Raw genomic sequence first — 17,314 nt, 5'->3', positions numbered from 1 at the left:
TAAGTGCGTCGCCATCCACATTTCGCCCCTCCTTTATGTCCATGATGTAATCTAATATCATTCATAACATGGACGTTAACGTGGAAGTCAACGGCAAAAAAAACGCCGCATTGTCTATCAGACAAACACGGCGCCCTTCGTTCCGGGTACATATGATCTATTGTTGAATCTGTATCCGATACACCAAGCTGTCAAAATCCCCGCGCAGCGGCAGCTCGATCCCGATGTTCATGAGCGCCCTGCCGCTCCATGTACCGGCCACCCCCTCAATGGCATACGACTGATCGGCTTGCAGCCCGGTCAGCCGCAGTCTCGGGAGCGGCTCGCCCAGCTTCTGGCTGTGCAGGAACGCAAACAGCACGTTGTCGCTGCCGTCTTCGCTGCCGTACTGCACGGCCGTTACGCCTTTATGCCGAAGCGAGTCTAGGCGATACTGACTGCCGAACTGAACCAGATGGCGAATGGATTTATACTGCGCCACATATTCAGCCGATTCCGCAATCAGCTCATCGCTCCACTCATTCAGGTTGGAGCCGATGCCGAGCGTCCCCATCATGGCGCTGTGGAAGCGGTATTTCAGGGATACCTCTCTGCGATTCATCCCTGTCGGCGACTCCGTCACCCAGCAGGTCATCATCCGCGGAGCATACGTGTACGAGAAGCCCTCCTGAATGCTGAGGCGGTCAAAGGCATCGGTGTTATCGCTCGGCCAGGATTGGTCGGCATACCGGAAGATGGCAAGATCGATGCGCGCTCCGCCGCCGGCGCAGGTCTCAAACGCCACATGCGGGAATTTCCGCCGGAGCTCCGCCCAAATCTCGTATAGGCTCTGAACATGGCGAATCCAGATCTCCTTCTGGCGGTGAAGCGGATGGTCCTTCATCCCGGGTTCGGTTACGGTCCGGTTCATGTCCCATTTAATGAACTTGATGTCATGCTTCTCCAGCAGGTCCGTCATAAACTGCAAAATGTAAGCCTTAACCTCCGGCTTCGAAATGTTCAGCAGCAGCTGATTGCGAAGCTCCGAGCGCTCCCGCGTCTCGAAATGGTACACCCAATCCGGGTGCTCCCGGTACAGGTCGCTGTCCGGATTGACGGCCTCCGGCTCCACCCAGATGCCGAAATCCATGCCGAGCTCATGCACCTTGTCAATCAGCTCGCCGAGACCGTTCGGGAACTTCTTCCGGTTCACGAACCAATCGCCAAGCCCGGCGCGATCATGGTTGCGCCCGCCGAACCACCCGTCGTCCACGACGAACAATTCCACGCCCAAACGCGCGGCTCTTTCGGCCAAAGCCATTTGATCCTTGGCATTGACATCGAAGTACGTTGCTTCCCAGGAGTTATACAAGACCGGTCTCGTTTCGCGGCCCGGCAGGACATCCGAATACTGATAGCGGTGCAGCCCCCGGCTCATCCCGCCAAAGCCGCCGCTGCTGTATCCCCCGACGAAGCCGGGCGTATCGAAGGCTTCTCCCGCTCCCAGCACCCACTCGCTGTCGAAATCATTGATGCCTCCGGTCACCCGAACATGATCGAAGACCGTCCGCTCGGCCGTAATCTTCCAGTTCCCGCTCCAGGCCAGCGCCCCGAACCAGACATGCCCCGCCGACTCCGTGGCATGTCCGTCATCCATCGCAAACCACGGGTTGGCATGGCTGTCCGTAAAACCCCTGCGGGATTCCAGCACCTTCTTTCCTTCGGTGAGGAAGGTGCTGCGCAGCTGAAATTCGCCGGACCATTTTCCCGTCACGTGCGTGAGGCGGTAATCCGCCAGATAGGGGATGACCCATGCCGCGGATTGCGCGTTCTCCAGCACGATATCCGCCTCGCCGCGGTTGACAATCCGGGCCGAACGTTCGATCAGGTCGCACTCGGGAATCGCCCGGTAGGACAGCTCCACTTCAAGCGGGTACGCTTCGTCCTTCATGACGATGATCAGCGTCTCCCTGCCTTCCGTCTGCAGCGTGCGGTGCCCGGCATAACGAACCGCCAAGTCGCGCACACCATCCGGCATGCGGACCTTCAGGCTGGGCTCGCTGTATTTGACGCCGCCCCAGAAGCCGTATTCCTCCACCTCCGAATGGACTTCCGCGTCAAACGAGCTGTGCGATCTCGGCCGCAGCAGCGACGCCGCATCTTCGATCGCGACCGGCTCCCCCCAGTAGAGATGCTGCAGGTTGCCGCTGTCATTGATGCCGAACAGATAGGAGCTGTTATCGGTTTGTATCGCAAACACGCGAAACGGTTCTTGGTATTGAATGGTCACAGAATATCATCCTTCCGATTCGTGTTGATATGGTAAGACGAAGCATCTTTTGACTCCCCTTGGCCAGATCATTTGCCCCACAGCTCTTGACGTTTGTTGAAGTTGTCCGTATAAATCTTTTCCAGCTTGGCCAGGCCAGCCGCCTCGATCTCGGCCATCATCTGGTTATAGGATTCCACCACTTGTTCCTCGGACGGCGACAGGGCCATCTTCAGGAAATATTTATTGATGGTGTCGTTCACCTTCGTTTCCATAATGGCATCCGGCGTTCCGCCAGCCGGACCCAGATTGTCGTACGGCGCCGTATCAAACGACGTATCGGCCAGGTTCTTGATCGCCAGATCCGTGACCGGATCGGTCTGGTAACGGCCCATCAGGTCATACGGGGTTCCGTCCTCGCCAGGACCGTTCTTGATCATCCAGGTCCACTTGCGAATGCCCGTCGTACGGGAAGCTTCGTCCCAATTCTTCTTGAAAGCGTCCAGCACTTCTTGTCTTGGCACATGCTTGCCGTCCTTCATGTCCCAATGCTCGCCCTCTACTCCCCACATCAGGAGATACTGGCCTTCCTCGCTGGCCAGGAAATCCAGCAGCTTCATCGTCCGGACCGGATCCTTGTTGGAGCGGCTGATGGCGATGCCGTCCCAGCCCAGGGAGCTCTTCGGCCCGTAAGTGGCCTCTTCCGGTTTCACGCCCGGGGCCAGCACTTTATATTGGTAGAACTGACGCTCCTCCTCGGTGGCTTTATCGGCTGCTTCGGTTTTGAGCAGCGCATTCGCATTGCCTACATTCCAGAGCGCTTCCGCCGTGGCAAATACGTTGCCGTTGCCGAGCTTCTGCTCGAACTGCTTGGTCTTCATCGTCGCCCATTCCTTATCGAGCAGGCCTTTGCGGTAAAGGGAATTCAGATATTTGACCATTTCGAGATAGCGCGGATCGCGGACGTCCTTCTTCAGCTCTCCGTTCGTTTCATAATACGGCATCATGCCGTACATGCCCTTGAAGCTGCCGGTCACCGCTCCGACATTCTCGCCGCCCAGCGTCATCGGAATGCTTTCTTTTCCGTCGATGGTTGGATATTTCTCCTTGAACTTAACCAGCAGCTCTTCGAATTCCTCCGCGGTAAACGGTTCGCCGTTGCTCACCTTATCGCCGACGCCCAGCTCCTTCATGATGTCCATGCGCATCATGAATCCGAATACCGGGTACTGCTCCAAGCCGTACCAGTTGGAGAAATAATAATTGTTGCCGTCCTCGCTTCGCGTTTTGGCGAGCGTGTCGCCGTACATTTTTTGGATATTCGGTCCGTGCTCTTCAATCAGGTCATTCAGCGGGATCACCGCGCCCGAGGTAATATACTTGTTCATGATATCGCTTCCACGACTCATCAAAATAACGTCCGGAAGATCGCCGCTGGCCAGCATCAGATTCAGCTTCTCAACCGGATTGCCCGTAGGCTGCTGGATCTCGACGGTCACGCCTGTTTTTTCCGTAATCACTTTAGCGACCGGATTGGTAAAGGCATCCCCCGTGTTTTGGTCAAACCAGGTTAACGTGATCGGCGCGCTGCTGTTCGCATTCGTACCGCTGTCTCCGCCCGATGCCGCCTTCTGGTTGCCGCCGCAAGCCGAAAGCGTTGTCATAACGAGCGCTGCTACCAGAATCAATTTTAGTTTCTTCATTCCCTGAACCCCTTTCTAAGGTCGTCATATTCATGTGCTCGAATATATCTATCATTGTAAAAATCGGGAGTTCATTGATCTATAACGCAATCTTACAATCCATGATGCAAAATGTCTTTCATTCAGGGTAACGCCTGCTGCGGGTCCCGTTCGTTTGCAGGATGCCTATCGGAGATTACAGGTATCCGAATGGTCACCGCGGTTCCGATGCCTAGCCGGCTGAAGATGCTGACGCCATATTCTTCACCGTAGGTCAGTTTGATCCGGTCATCCACGTTTTTCACGCCGTAGCCTGACAGATTATCCGATTTGTTCAGCGCGTGATCGAGCTGTTCGGGTTTCATCCCGATGCCGTCGTCGATGACCTGGAGCAAGATGTCGTCTCCCTCCTGCCTGAGCTTCACGTTAATGTTGATTCCCGATTCGTCCCCAATGGCATGATTGATGCAGTTCTCGATGAACGGCTGCAGAATCAGCTTGATCGTTGTGTTCCCGAACAGCTGCTCATCCAGGTCGTAGTGCATATGAAGCTTGTCCCGGAACCGGATCTTCTGGATCGCGACATAATTCTTCACCAGATTGATTTCCTGCTCCAGCAGAATGATGCGCTTTCCTTTGTTCAGCGACACTCTGTAATACTTGGCCAAATAATTGACCATCTGGTACACCTGCATAGCCCCTTCTTTGATCGCCAGGGAAGAGATCGAGGACAAGGTGTTGTACATAAAATGGGGGTTGATCTGGGCCTGGAGCGTATTCAGCTCCGACTCCTTCCTTGCGATTTCCTTCACGTATACGTCATGGATCAGGGACTGTATCGTCGAGGCCATCTTATTGAACGCAAAAGACACCTGACCGATCTCGTCATGCCCCATCGGCTTAATCGACAGCCGGAAATCTCCGCGCTCCACCTTCCGGATCTGCTGCAGCAGCACCTCGATCCGCTTGGTCATGACCTTGGTCGTAAAATAGAGCAGCAGGATGGCAATGCCAATCGCCAGCACGGAGAACCAGATAACGTTCTTGGTCGCCTGATTCGCATTGGCCAGCAGCTCGTCGTAGGGCACGGTGATGACCGTGGACCAACCGTTGCTGAGCTTTTTATACGTGAAAAAACGCTCCTGGCCGTTAATCTTCATATCGAATGAGCCCGCATCCTGGGTCATCCGCTCCTGAATCGGAAACACGTCGAACAGCTGGTTCGATTGGAGGTTCTGATCCCCCGTACTGATCACGCCGCCAAACTCGTCGATAATATAGACGCTTTTGTTGTCGTTCTCCATTTTGATCAGGGAGTAGAATTCGTTCGCGTTAATATCCATGGTCAATATCCCGTACGGATGCTGCAGGCTGAAATAACTTAACGAACGGGCAATGGTGATATGTGCATCATCGGCCTTGAAATTCCCGGAATGGAAGTACACCGTATTGCCGGCGGCATCCAGCACCTGCTCCTCCATCGCCCGGGGCAGCTCTTCCGTATATTTGACGTATTGACCGTCGGAATAGAGGGTATGGTTCCCCGTATAAATCGTGATGCCCAGAATGTTGGCATTCAGGGTCATCAGGGACGGCAGCGTCCGGTTGATATATTGGAAGGCATCCAGATAATAGTACGCCTGCTCATAATCAGTAGACAGATAATTGCGGAGCTGCGCATCCATGTAGAGGATGTTCGACAGCTGATTGTAATACTCCAGCCGCTTTTCCACGTTAGTGTTAATCTGTGCCAGCGATCCGCCCAGCGCCGTATAGGTATGCTCCGTAATCGTGCTGCGGGTCGAAGAATACGAATAATAGATCAGCAGCGAGAACGGAAGGATGATCACGATCAGAAAGATGAAAAAGAATTTGTGCCGGAGCCGCCAATTGGTGTATGCGCGTAAGTGCGCGAACGGGAAAGCCCCTGCCAGCCGGCTCCACGGGCCGGACGGGCTAGATGTTTTTGCGGTATTCATTCGGCGTAACTCCTTGGCTTTTTAAGAATAAGGAAATGAAGTAGGATGTGCTCTCATAACCGACCCTTTGGGCGATGTCCTGTACTTTAAGCGAATCGTCGGCCAGCAGCTCCTTGGCTTTGTTCAGCCGGATTCTCGTTAGGTAATCATGGATCGTCATGCCGGTTTTCTCCTTAAAGATGGAACGCAGGTAGTTGGGAGACAGATACACCTGATCGGACAAGCTGTTGATCGTGATGGCCTGGTGATAGGTCTGGTCGATCGTCGTGCGCACCTGGTGCACCAGCCTTGCATTTTTGTCCATGAACCGGTGTTCCAGCGTCCGAATCGCATGCCCGGCAAAATCCATGATGATCGCTTCGATTTCGATAATGGTTCGGCACTGATAGATGGCATGGTAAAGCTCCGCCCGCTTGTGGCTCTCCGTGATCGGTTCGTGAATCCCCTCCAGCAGACGCTCCACCAGTCCGATGGCGAAGTCGCACACTTCGGTTTTTCGGATTCGCAGCATGACCAGCCGGTTGAAGTAATCCCGCAGCTTCTGCGCGGCCTGATCGGACGCCAGCTGATGAATATCCTCGAAATAGGCCGCTTCTTGGAAAGGGGGAATTTGCCGGCTCTCCAGCTGCCGCAACACGTCCTTGGCATAGATGACTCTCCCGTTCCCGACGTAAAACATCTCCTCCAGCATCTGCCGCGTCTCCCGGTATACATCCTGGATGCGGGACAGCTCTTCCGGCTCCTCGTTCACGGCCGCGGTCATCGTAAAGCCCAGCGTATGCTGCATCTGCTTCAGCAGATCCTCCCACGTAAAGCGGCTCAGATGGCTGGCGGCATCCATGAAGATGCCCAGCTCACCTTCCCGGCAGATGACCAGATCCGCCTCGAGTTTCTTGTCCGCAAGCCACTCCTCCATAAACGTCTGCAGGCGCGCCATACCATCCTCGAGGGACAGCCCCGGCTGTGCAGCGTGCGGAGCATCGATGCCGAGCAGCGTAAGGGTATACGTTCTCGGCTCCGTATGGCGGGACAGCTTATGGTAGCTGGCAGCAAGGTTTCGGAATCGCTCCTCATTCTGCTCGAATATCATCTCTCGTACAATATTGGATTTGGTCACGCGAATGGAGCGGTTCTTCATCCGCACTTCCTCGCAGCGCCGCTTGACTTTATCGATAACGCTTACAATTTCGCTCAGATCCAGCGGCTTCAATAAATAGCCGACGGCTCCCACGTTTAAGGCCGACTTCACATAATTGAATTCATCGTGTCCAGTCAGGAAGACGAACTGAATCCAGTCGAATAACTCACTCACCCGTTTCGCCATATCAACCCGTTCATGACGGGCATCTGGACGTCCGTCAGTACGATATCGGGCTGAATCACCTCGATTTTCTCCAGGGCATCCCTGCCGTTCAGGGCTGTTCCGGCTACATATATCCCCATCTCTTCCCAACGAATATAATCTCGGATCATCTCAAGCTCCAGCTCTTCGTCATCTACGAGAAAAATGCTATACATGCTCATACCCCCTGTGTCGGCTTTATCCCTTCATATTATAGCGACTTCGTTTTTTTTAACTATGGGAATTCGCGATGTAAGTCATTTTCAAGCATCTTTCGTTACATTGTCATATCGACACTCATTTTTTCCGAGTCTTATAATTTGAGTTAACTTGAGATGCGAGGTGCCCCATATGAAACCTGCTACAACCTTACAGACGCGGAGTGACTTGAACTTGAGTCCTCATCGAAAAAGCCGCTGGGCCATGCTGAAGCAGCAGAAGTATCTATTCCTGATGATGCTGCCCGGACTAGTCTGGGCCATTGTGTTTGCGTATACGCCCATGGTTGGCCTATACATGTCCTTCGTCAATTACCAGCCGACGCTCGGCGGCTTCTGGTCCACCCTGTTCACGAGCGAGTTCGTCGGCCTGGAATGGTTCCGTTACTTCTTCAACAACGGCGACTTCTGGATCGTCATGCGGAATACGCTGGCCTCCACGCTGATCACGCTGCTCTTCTCCTTCCCGATGCCGATCCTGATCGCCATCGCAATTAATGAGATCAAGAACGTGAAATTCAAAAAGACGGTGCAAACCGCCTCCTATCTTCCCTATTTCATATCCTGGGTTATCGCGGCCAACATCATCGTGACCCTGCTCTCCTCGGACGGCGCGATTAACGGCATATTGAAATTCCTACACATCACCGATGAAAGCGTTTTATTCCTGCAGAACGGCAAGTATTTCTGGTGGATCGTTGCGCTCGGCAATACGTGGAAGGATATGGGCTACAGCTCGATCATGTATTTGGCGGCCATCTCGTCCATCAACCAGGAGCTCTATGAAGCGGCCAAGGTCGACGGCGCCAACCGTTTTAAGCAGATCCGGTACATCACCCTGCCCCACCTGAAGCCAACGATTGTCATTTTGCTGATTCTGGCGCTTGGCGGCATCCTGAACGCGGGCTTCGACCAGCACTTCCTGCTCGGCAATGACCTGACGCGGGATTACTCTGACGTCCTGTCCACCTATTCGTTCCGCTATGGTATCCAAAACGGCATGTTCTCCTATGCGGCAGCCGTCGGCATGTTCAGCTCCGTGGTGGCGTTCATCATCGTGGTTATCGTCAACTATACGGCGAAGAAGCTGAACGGGCAGTCCCTATTCTAAACCATTAGGAGGTACATCCATGTTAAGCAAAAAAACCGTGCCCGAGCGTATCTTCGATGTCTCTTTATACCTGTTCCTGACCGGCATCTTTCTCGTGACCTTCTATCCGTTCTGGAACATTCTGGTCATCTCCTTGAACGATGCGACCGATACGATGCGGGGCAACCTGTACTTCTGGCCGCGCGTGCCAACCATCGAGAGCTACCTGACCATCTTCCGGAATCCGGAGATCTGGAGCGCCATCAAGATCACCGTGCTGCGGACCGTCGTCGGGACGGCGGCATCCATCTTCTTCATCACGCTGCTCGCTTATCCGCTCAGCAAGCGCAATCTGCTCGGGTGGAAATACTTCTCCTTCTTCTTTGTGTTCACGATGTATTTCGGCGGCGGGCTGATCCCGACGTATATGATCATCAAATCCCTGGGGCTGATCGACTCCTTCTGGGTCTATATCTTCCCTGGCTTAATCGGCGTGTTCCTGATGATTCTGGTGCGCACCTTCATGGAGCAGATCCCCGGCGAGATCGAGGAATCCTCCAAAATCGACGGCGCCAACGACTTGCAGACGTTCTTCCGCATCATCATGCCGCTGTGCGTGCCGGTGCTCGCCACGATCGGCCTGTTCCTGGCCATCGGCCACTGGAACTCCTGGTATGACTCCTATGTTTACACCTATATGCCGGAGCTCAAGACCCTGCAGGCCGTCCTGGTCAAAATCCTGAACCAGTTCCAGACCGCCGGCATGATGTCCGATGCCCAGCAGCTGGCGCAAGGCTCCAAGCGGATCCCGGTCTCCAGCGAAAGCATCCGGATGGCCGTGACCATGGTCGCTACGCTTCCGATTATTATGGTGTATCCTTTTGTGCAAAGGTATTTTGTGAAGGGGATTATGATGGGGGCTATAAAGAGTTAGGGGTTTTGTTGGGAAATGGAGAAAGCCCTTACCCGGGAAGGGGTAAGGGCTTTCTCTTTTGTATTATAAAGATCTGATATATCATTCAGCTGCTAATCTATAGTCGAAAATGACATCTTGTAAATAATATAAAAAGACAAGTCCCATGTGTTCTCCTCAACCTTTCCATGATTTACATCATACTGGATTTTAGGAGTTTACAAATTTTTATTTTACAACTCATACACGTATTCTACATCATCAGTTCAAAACAAAATCCTGGGACTAAAATTTTTTTTTACAATATCTGTGACTTTGTAGCTACCCAGACATGTATAGATTTGATTAGTTGGATCACTAACAAGAAATTGGACAACGCTATCTCTGATGTTTTAATCCAAGGATCGCTAGTTAGCTTATCCCTATCATGGGCAGAACTATTTCTAATACTAGCGACAGATTTTGCAATATCTCGATGTCGAGGATGTATTATCAGCCTTCCTTTCCCAGCAAGATAATCAGCAATTTGACCCAATCCATCACAACTTGTTAAATCCTCACCTGCATTAATTCCAATAAACCTCAGATAATTTTCTAGTGCTTGACCAGCATATTGACATGAACTTTCAGGATCAGTTTTGTAAAACAGTATTGCTTTTGTAAGTCTGTCTTTTTCAGGAGTATCTAAAGAGTGAAACAACTCAGGAGTTAGTGTCTTAGTCAGAAATAACTTTGCCGCCATTTCTGAATTAAGATTTGCTTCTAATAATTCTGTTTCATGGGGGGTGTGTTGAAATGTATCGTTTGTCGAGTATTCTTGCCCGTCGAAAACGAGAATACCAAGATCCGCAGCAAAATGAAGCATATTTTTCATACCTGATGAATATTTGTTATCTATCTTACAAAATGCTAACGTTTTTCTAATAGCCGATGCGTAACCATCAGAAGTGACAAGAAATCCATAAAGATTCTGAAACATTTCCCATTCTTGAAGTTTTTCTCTTAAAATAACTTTTTTTGCTTCATAAGTAAAATTCCTATCAAAATTGTCTGAAATCCCGTAAGTCTGCTTATTCTCTTTTACTAAATCGAGAAAAACTGAGTTTCTTATTGCTACTGCAACAGTCGGTTTACTCAATCCTGTAAAAGACATTATATCACTAAGAGTACAATTTTTATTCCATGCAATTGCATCTAACACCTCCAATAGTGATTTTAAACTTACACGACCAAAATTCAAATTTATGCCTCCTCTACCTGTAGTTCCAATAACTCAATCTGTTTACTAATAATAAGAATGTCTTTCGATTTTAAACCTACAGGAACAACTAGTTGTGCAAATTTCCCATCAGTTAAGGCAAAATTGAAAGTCTGTTTTCTTTCATCACTATTGTAAATACTAGGTGAAACATCTCCTCTATAAGGTATCATATCAACCACGTTATCATCAGTACTCTTCGACTTATCAGGTACATATATAGTTGTCTCTGATTCTTCTACCTTTTCCTCGTCATCAACCTTACTGTTTAGTATGAATTCTCTATTACTATCAATAATTTTGGCAAAAAGAGCTGACTCAATAAACTTTCTTGATGCTTCTCGACTGGCATTACTGGTTATATTATAGTCTCGAACCAGTATATTTTCTAAATGTTCAGGTATATGTCCATCATCACTATACTTGTTTAAAAGCACTAAATATAAATCGGGCTTTTTTGAATGCTTCAATTACAGCGTCTTCTTGCTCTGTTTTGTTTTTTTGGATGTGTTATTTTTTTCGCTCAAGTCACTTAATGAATATCCTTGCTTCTTGTCTAATAGTCCAAAACTGAACCATAGCAGAAATTCGCGTTCCAGCTTTACCATTATAATTCGGGTATCCCATAGCAATAGCTATTTGATTCTTGTCGATTTTTACCTCTCCCCAATTTTTAATCTAACTTGTTTAGCATCCTCGATTGCTTTTTTCTAGATTGACACCAGGATAAGAACTGCTTCTCTCACGTTTAACCATATTTTCCCCTCCACTTTTCAATTACCTAAATTATACCATTCGGAGTTTAAATTATTAACCAATTACATTTCAATTAGATAACTATAGGTGATTACAGTGTGAAATAAGTGTTAAAAAATTGTACTATATGATTATCCTATACTAGTGTATAAACTCAATTCGACATGCTTCCTTATTATTCCTACTCGATAAACTTTCTTTTCATATCTATTAATACATCTTTATTTCGTTTACTCTTAAGTTAAAAAGCCATGCTGGAAAACGCATGGCCCCACAATAAGTGTCTAATTACCTTCTAATATCAAATATTAATCCTACACAAATCTCTTCCTAATTATTATCACTCCGCGCCATAAGCTTATTCAACATCCCGCTCTTCTCTTAACTTCTTACCACAACACTCCACAACTCCCTAAACTGTCCAACCCTCTCATAAATCTGCGCCACAGTCGGATCATAGCCTTACTACCACTTTATAAAAATCCTTCACGCCTCTATATCTGTCCTGGCCAAACAATGTTCCTATCCTAAACACTTGTTTATATCCACTTCATACCATTTAAACCGCAGATTCTTCTAATCTGTATGAGTAAACCGATCACGCAGAGCTTTGAGAGATATCAGAATCTATCAATACGCCACTTTGGCAGTCATTAACCAGGATAACAACTTTATCAAGACGTTGACGTTGCGACTGCTTCTTGTCAGTACTCGCTCCTTTATTTATACTCTTTCAGTATCACTTATAACAAACCGTCATCCCCACCTCAAGACCTACCTCCACCTCCCTCCCCCCCATAAAAACACCCGCACACTCTTATCCTCATTCCCCTTCACCCTCGCCTCAACCAACTTCCCATCTTCCCAGCTCATATCCACCTCAATATTCCCTTTCGCCTTCAGCCCTGTCACGCTACCTGTCGGCCACATCGTCGGCAGTGCGGGCAGGAGATGAATCTCGCCTTCGTGGCTCTGCAGCAGCATTTCCGCAATGGCGGCGGTGCCGCCGAAGTTGCCGTCGATGACAAAGATGTTGGCCTCGGCTCCGGCCACGCCGGGTTTGGAGTAGGTGAGCATGTTGTCGAAGCACAGCTCCCCGATCAGGTGAGCAATATGCTGGACGGCTTGGTCTCCGTCATACAATCGGGCGTAGAAGAGTCCGAACAGCGCCGCGGTAAATTCGATATCTTCCAGGTCCGCCCGGCTGTTCCGGTTCTCCAGTGTCACTCGGGCTGCCGCAGCGAGTTCCGGCGTACGATGCGGCGTGATTTGGCTGCCGGGATACAGGGCATATAGATGCGACAGATGGCGGTGCTCCGGCTGCGCCTCCTCGTAGTCCTCCAGCCATTCCTGCAGCTGCCCCTTCTTGCCGATCATCAGCGGAGGCAATTGATCCAGCGCCGTCTGCCACTTCTGCCGAAGCTCCTCATCCACGCCCAACGTCTGTGCTGCCTTCACGCAGAACGCCAGCAGATCCCGTACCAGGACCTGATCCATGGTCGGGCCCATGGACAGCTGCTGATGCCCATCCTCCGGATGGCCGGTATAAAAGCTGTTCTCCGGCGAATTCGACGGACCTGTCACCAGCCAGCCATACTTCGGATGCACGGTCATATAATCCATGAAAAAGGCTGCGGCCTCCTTCAGGACGGGATAAGCCAGCTCCTCCAGAAAAGCCTGATCGCGGTTGTACGCGTAGTGCTCCATCATATGCGTCGCGATCCATAATCCGCCCGTCACGTTCAGCCCCCAGGAAGTCCCCCACCCCGGTGACGCAAATCCCCAAGCATTGGAGAATACATGGGCCACCCAGCCTTCGGCATCGTAATAATGGCGCGCGCCGAGCGTCCAGCCTCCGACAGCTGCTGGATATACCGCATGAGCGGCTCATGGCTCTCGCTCAGGTTCGCGGCCTCCGTCGGAAAATAGTTCATCTGGGTGTTCACGTCCAGGTGATAATCGCAGCTCCAGGCCATTTTGTTGGCTTCGCCGTCATTCCATATGCCTTGCAAATGCATGGGCAGGATGGAGTCTTGTCGTGACCCGCTAATGGTCAAGTACCGGCCGTATTGATAAAACAACGCAAACAACGCCGGATCGTCCCCGTTGCTCTGCTTAAACCTGCCGATCCGCTCGTCCGTAGGCAGACTGGCATGTTCGGAGCTTCCCAGGTCCAATCGTACACGGGCATACAGCGGCTGATAATCCGCCAGATGCTTGGCTCTCAGCGCGTCATATCCCAGCAGCACAGCCTGTTCTAGCTGCAACGCGCTTTTCTCACGCCAGCTCTCACCTTCTTGACGGTAATCCGTATTCACCGCAAAATAAATCGCCGCCTCATCCGCTCCGGATACGTTTATGGTGTCATCCGTGCAGCTCACCTGCCCGCCTTCCGCTACGATCCGAAGCTGGCCTTGGCATAACACCCCGCACTCCCCATTGCTATGTACGCCTTCCAATGCCTGCCCCCGGAATTCGATCGTATCCTTCCCAGTAACGACAGCATGAAAAGGACCATTCTCCCCTCGAATCGAAATGCAGAATGACACACCTAACGAGCCATGGCTGCTGCGGATTCGCGCAACAATGACCTGATCGGCATGGGAAGCAAAGACCTCTCGCGCCATCTCCGCTCCATCGATCTCGCAAAAAAGAACGTACCTCCGCCTCCTCCAGATCCAGTTCCCGATGGAACAGCGGCGCGGCTGCTACATCTTGTCTCCCGCCTTCGGATAGCTTCACGTCATGGTCAAACTCCAGAACGACTTGGCATAGTCCCAGATTGGTGCCAAAATTCAATTTTTCCGGCTCCAGGTGCTTCTTGGCCAGTCGATCGCCTTCGCGATAATTGCCCTGGAAGAAGTGTTTCCGCATATGCTCCAAATCCGCTTTGCTGTTGCTTCGCCCTTGAGCCGGCTCCGGTTGGCCGGACCAATAGGTGGTTTCGGTGATATTCCATATTTCTCTGTTTGGAGTAGATACCACCACATTCCCCATTCGGCCATTGCCGATCGGCAGTCCTTGCGACCAGCCCTGGGCCGGTTTCGTATACCAAAGCTTCATATCTGACATGTTGTTTTCTCCTCTTCATATGATTTTCCAATATAGAGACAAGCACTACCCTTACAGCAAAAGCAAGAAATCGCGATCCCCGGATGGAGCCGAGAACCGCGATGAACTTGCAGATGAACATGATGAATCGATGACTTCTTGTTATGGATTAGGGACGATTTTATAAAGCTTGGATTCGGCCGCTTTTAGCGTCACATCTAGCGAAGAGCCAGACACCGTCTGCGGTTGGCCGCTCCATACATCCGTCACCGTATAGGACGCCGCCCCTTCCGAAGCGATTCCTGCCCGAACGAGATCCACGGTGTGCTGTGCCGCATTTTGCGTATAGTTAAACACGGCAACGTAGTGGGTTCCCTGATCGTTTAGCACGAATACGTTCGCTGCCTGCGTGCCCGTGTTGCCTTCTACCGGCCGGAACGCCTTGCCCTTCATCGCTAGCCCGTTCACTTCCGGGTTGGTCAGCAGCGTTTCCATGTACTGCCGTGCCGTCGCATCCGTTACGTCATCCGAATTCAGGAAGACCGTGCCGGAGATCGCGGCCGCATTGACGCGAGACTGCGCGCCTTCCATCGATCCGCCTTTGGTTAAGTGCATATAGTCCGGATCGGTATAATGGTAGATCGTTCCGTTCTGCCACCAGCCGTACGTGAGATTGTTCAGCTGGTATTCCGTGCTGCCGATGCTGCCGTCGATATCGCAGGAGATGCGGCGGCTGTGCGCATATTGGCTAGGGAACAGCGGTGCGATGGAGGCGCTGATGAACATGGAGCCGTCCAGCACTTCATTCACGTAAGCCATTCCTTGGTTATAGGCCTGGATGCCGGTTTGAACGCTAGGGTCATCATGCTTGCCTTCCATTGCCCCATGGCTCAGAAAATCGATTTTGATATATTCAAAGCCCTTGCTCTTGAACTTATTCATGTAATAATCGATCCGCTGCTTCGCGCCCGGATGCGTCGGATCCACGGCGTAAGCGCCGTCCAGCGTCGGCAGCACGTTGCCGTCCAAATCGCGCAGCACGATATCGCCGTATTTGTATTTACCGTTCGTCCCTTCGACTTCCTGCTCCATATTGTTGCCCCAGTACACGAACGGCGAATAATAGATGCCGGCCTTCTGTCCATTGCTATGAATGAGCTGAACCAGATCCGTCAGCTGCTGATCCGTCATGTTATCCCAATAGGAATCGAGATTGATGTAGATATGGCCTTCATTGTTGAAGGAATGGTTCTGAATATGGTCTTTAACATAATTCGAGACCGAAACCGCCTTGTCATAGCTTAAATCGCTGGCATACGCTCCCCAGCTGTTCCAGCCGACCGGAACGCCTTCAGGAATGTCTTCGCCAAAGGCCAACGGAGGCTGAATCGCTGCATTCACCTGGCCAAACTCCTCCAGCCCGGTCCGGTAATCCTCGAAAAAGCCGACCATGATTTTCGGCGAAGCAATTTGCTTGCCCGTTACTTTTCCATGCGGGATCGTGTCCCACGTGGAGGTGGATGACGTAAATCCGCCATATACGCGCAATTTGTTCAATTTGTCATTCGAGCCGCTCCAATAGATGCCGGTCTTCCACGTGTCATGCGTCACCGATCCGATGACGAGACCGTTCCGGCTCGTATTGTCATAGATCGCCGTCAGCTCCGAGCTGACATACAGCCCGTTGTTGAGGCCGGTATTCATCGACTTCGCTTGGTATCTGGACCAAGCATCGTTGTCGAAAGGAACGACGAGGACCCGGTTATCGTCATAGCTGCCGATGTCGATGCCGCCTCTCGCTTCCATCGCGATGGGTGCTATGTTCCCCGTAGAAATTGCGGAATGATGGGAAGCGACCGTTTCCGTAAGCAGATACGGCCCGTCTTCATAGACGTAATAGATTTGGCTGAGCGATGGCATTCCCCCATCCTCATTCACGACCGTCACCTTGATGCCCTTGCCGGTGGCATCCTGGAATGGGACTACTTGATTTTTATAGAATTTATGATGTTTATAATCTGTACTTGCAACCATCCGGTCGAGCTGGATCTCGCTGAATAACCCCTTGGCAACCGCTTTGCCGTTCCAATTGTATTGCGACAATCCGGTCGAGGTGTTGTACAGCAGCTCATACGTCGGATTGGATACCTCGAAGCCGTTGGCATATTCGGTTAAGGTGATGGAGCCATAGCTCGTGGCTTTCTTTTGCTTGCCTAAATCGCCAATGCTGCCATCTGGGCCTGTTCCGTTTTCGCCGGCTGAATCAAAGGTCAGCTCAATCTTGTCAAAATCGGGCGAGTATCCGCCTGCGTCATCGAACAGAATCGTGTTGCTGCCCTGATTCAAGTAAATTTGAATCTGATAGGTGCCGATCGTGTTCCAATCCGCCGTTTTCGGAAAACTGAAATTCTCCTTCTCCGCTCCGTTTACGGAGATCGAAGCCGCGCGGGAATCCCCGGAGATGTAGAACATGTTCATATTGTAGATACCGGCCTTATCAGCCTGAATCCCGTTGAACGTCAGCGTGGAGCCGCCGTATAGATTGCCGGCTTTTTGCCCGCCTGAACAGAAGCCGCAATCGACCGCTCCTGCATTGCCGGTAAACGTGTTCTGAGATGCCTCGGCCTCGTAGGAAAGGATGCTTCCGGCCGCCTGACTCGGCTGCTGCGGTTCTGCCGAAGCAAAGGAGTTGCCTAGTACAGACCCCGATAACAGAATCGATAAGAAGAGCATGAATGGCTTTTGGAAGAATTTGAACGGATGAATACGCACTGAAC

The 17,314-nt window shown here is 51.1% G+C and carries 11 protein-coding genes and 2 pseudogenes; 2 read left to right on the top strand and 11 right to left on the bottom strand.

Translation table 11 applies throughout. From position 1 onward, the window contains the following. Positions 1-157: 157 nt before the first annotated feature. From XI25_RS19320 to XI25_RS35040, 5 genes are all read right to left on the bottom strand, one after another. Entirely contained in the window at positions 158-2,269 is a 2,112-nt protein-coding gene (locus XI25_RS19320; protein WP_046679801.1) for an alpha-galactosidase, read from the bottom strand. A gap of 68 nt (positions 2,270-2,337) precedes the next feature. Further along, positions 2,338-3,951, bottom strand: coding sequence for an ABC transporter substrate-binding protein (locus XI25_RS19315; protein WP_046679800.1), 1,614 nt, complete (start codon positions 3,949-3,951; stop codon positions 2,338-2,340). A 122-nt stretch (positions 3,952-4,073) separates the two neighbouring features. Continuing rightward, positions 4,074-5,909 (bottom strand): cache domain-containing sensor histidine kinase, encoded by a 1,836-nt coding sequence (locus XI25_RS19310; protein WP_046679799.1) that lies wholly within the window; start codon positions 5,907-5,909, stop codon positions 4,074-4,076. Next, on the bottom strand, positions 5,887-7,221 hold the full coding sequence (locus tag XI25_RS19305; RefSeq protein ID WP_235439995.1) for a response regulator transcription factor: 1,335 nt from the start codon (positions 7,219-7,221) through the stop codon (positions 5,887-5,889). Before XI25_RS19305 ends, XI25_RS19310 begins: the two co-directional genes overlap by 23 nt. Further along, positions 7,218-7,427: a response regulator gene (locus XI25_RS35040; RefSeq protein WP_235439994.1), complete on the bottom strand. Its 210-nt coding sequence runs from the start codon at positions 7,425-7,427 to the stop codon at positions 7,218-7,220. The genes XI25_RS19305 and XI25_RS35040 overlap by 4 nt, the downstream gene beginning before the upstream one ends. A 175-nt stretch (positions 7,428-7,602) precedes the next feature. Here XI25_RS35040 and XI25_RS19300 point away from each other — a divergent pair, with 175 nt between their 5' ends. Together XI25_RS19300 and XI25_RS19295 are read left to right on the top strand one after the other, a co-directional pair. After that, entirely contained in the window at positions 7,603-8,580 is a 978-nt protein-coding gene (locus XI25_RS19300; protein ID WP_046679798.1) for an ABC transporter permease, read from the top strand. Between the two features lie 19 nt (positions 8,581-8,599). Beyond that, on the top strand, positions 8,600-9,493 hold the full coding sequence (locus XI25_RS19295) for a carbohydrate ABC transporter permease (RefSeq protein WP_046679797.1): 894 nt from the start codon (positions 8,600-8,602) through the stop codon (positions 9,491-9,493). Between the two features lie 277 nt (positions 9,494-9,770). Here the strand turns inward: XI25_RS19295 and XI25_RS19290 are convergent, their stop codons facing one another. The 6 genes and pseudogenes from XI25_RS19290 to XI25_RS19275 form a co-directional block, all read right to left on the bottom strand. Next, positions 9,771-10,712, bottom strand: coding sequence for a hypothetical protein (locus XI25_RS19290; RefSeq protein WP_046679796.1), 942 nt, complete (start codon positions 10,710-10,712; stop codon positions 9,771-9,773). 2 nt (positions 10,713-10,714) lie between these two features. Further along, a complete protein-coding gene (locus XI25_RS19285; protein ID WP_046679795.1) occupies positions 10,715-11,200 on the bottom strand; it encodes a hypothetical protein in 486 nt (161 codons plus the stop codon). Between the two features lie 1,060 nt (positions 11,201-12,260). Next, complete coding sequence (locus tag XI25_RS36980; RefSeq protein WP_442950421.1) at positions 12,261-12,416, bottom strand: glycoside hydrolase family 95-like protein; 156 nt, start codon at positions 12,414-12,416, stop codon at positions 12,261-12,263. Positions 12,417-12,524: 108 nt separating this feature from the next. Continuing rightward, a pseudogene (locus XI25_RS36975) lies at positions 12,525-14,113 on the bottom strand (glycosyl hydrolase family 95 catalytic domain-containing protein); the annotation flags it as partial. 88 nt (positions 14,114-14,201) lie between these two features. Next, positions 14,202-14,483 (bottom strand): annotated as a pseudogene (locus tag XI25_RS36420) (glycoside hydrolase N-terminal domain-containing protein); the annotation flags it as partial. Between the two features lie 216 nt (positions 14,484-14,699). After that, complete coding sequence (locus tag XI25_RS19275) at positions 14,700-17,309, bottom strand: carbohydrate-binding protein (protein WP_046679794.1); 2,610 nt, start codon at positions 17,307-17,309, stop codon at positions 14,700-14,702. Positions 17,310-17,314: the final 5 nt, after the last annotated feature.

Source organism: Paenibacillus sp. DMB20, assembly GCF_000987955.1.
Taxonomy (GTDB): Bacteria; Bacillota; Bacilli; order Paenibacillales; family Paenibacillaceae; genus Paenibacillus_AQ.
The sequence above is the reverse complement of the archived record's forward strand: the minus strand, read 5'-3'. Positions and strand labels throughout refer to the sequence as shown.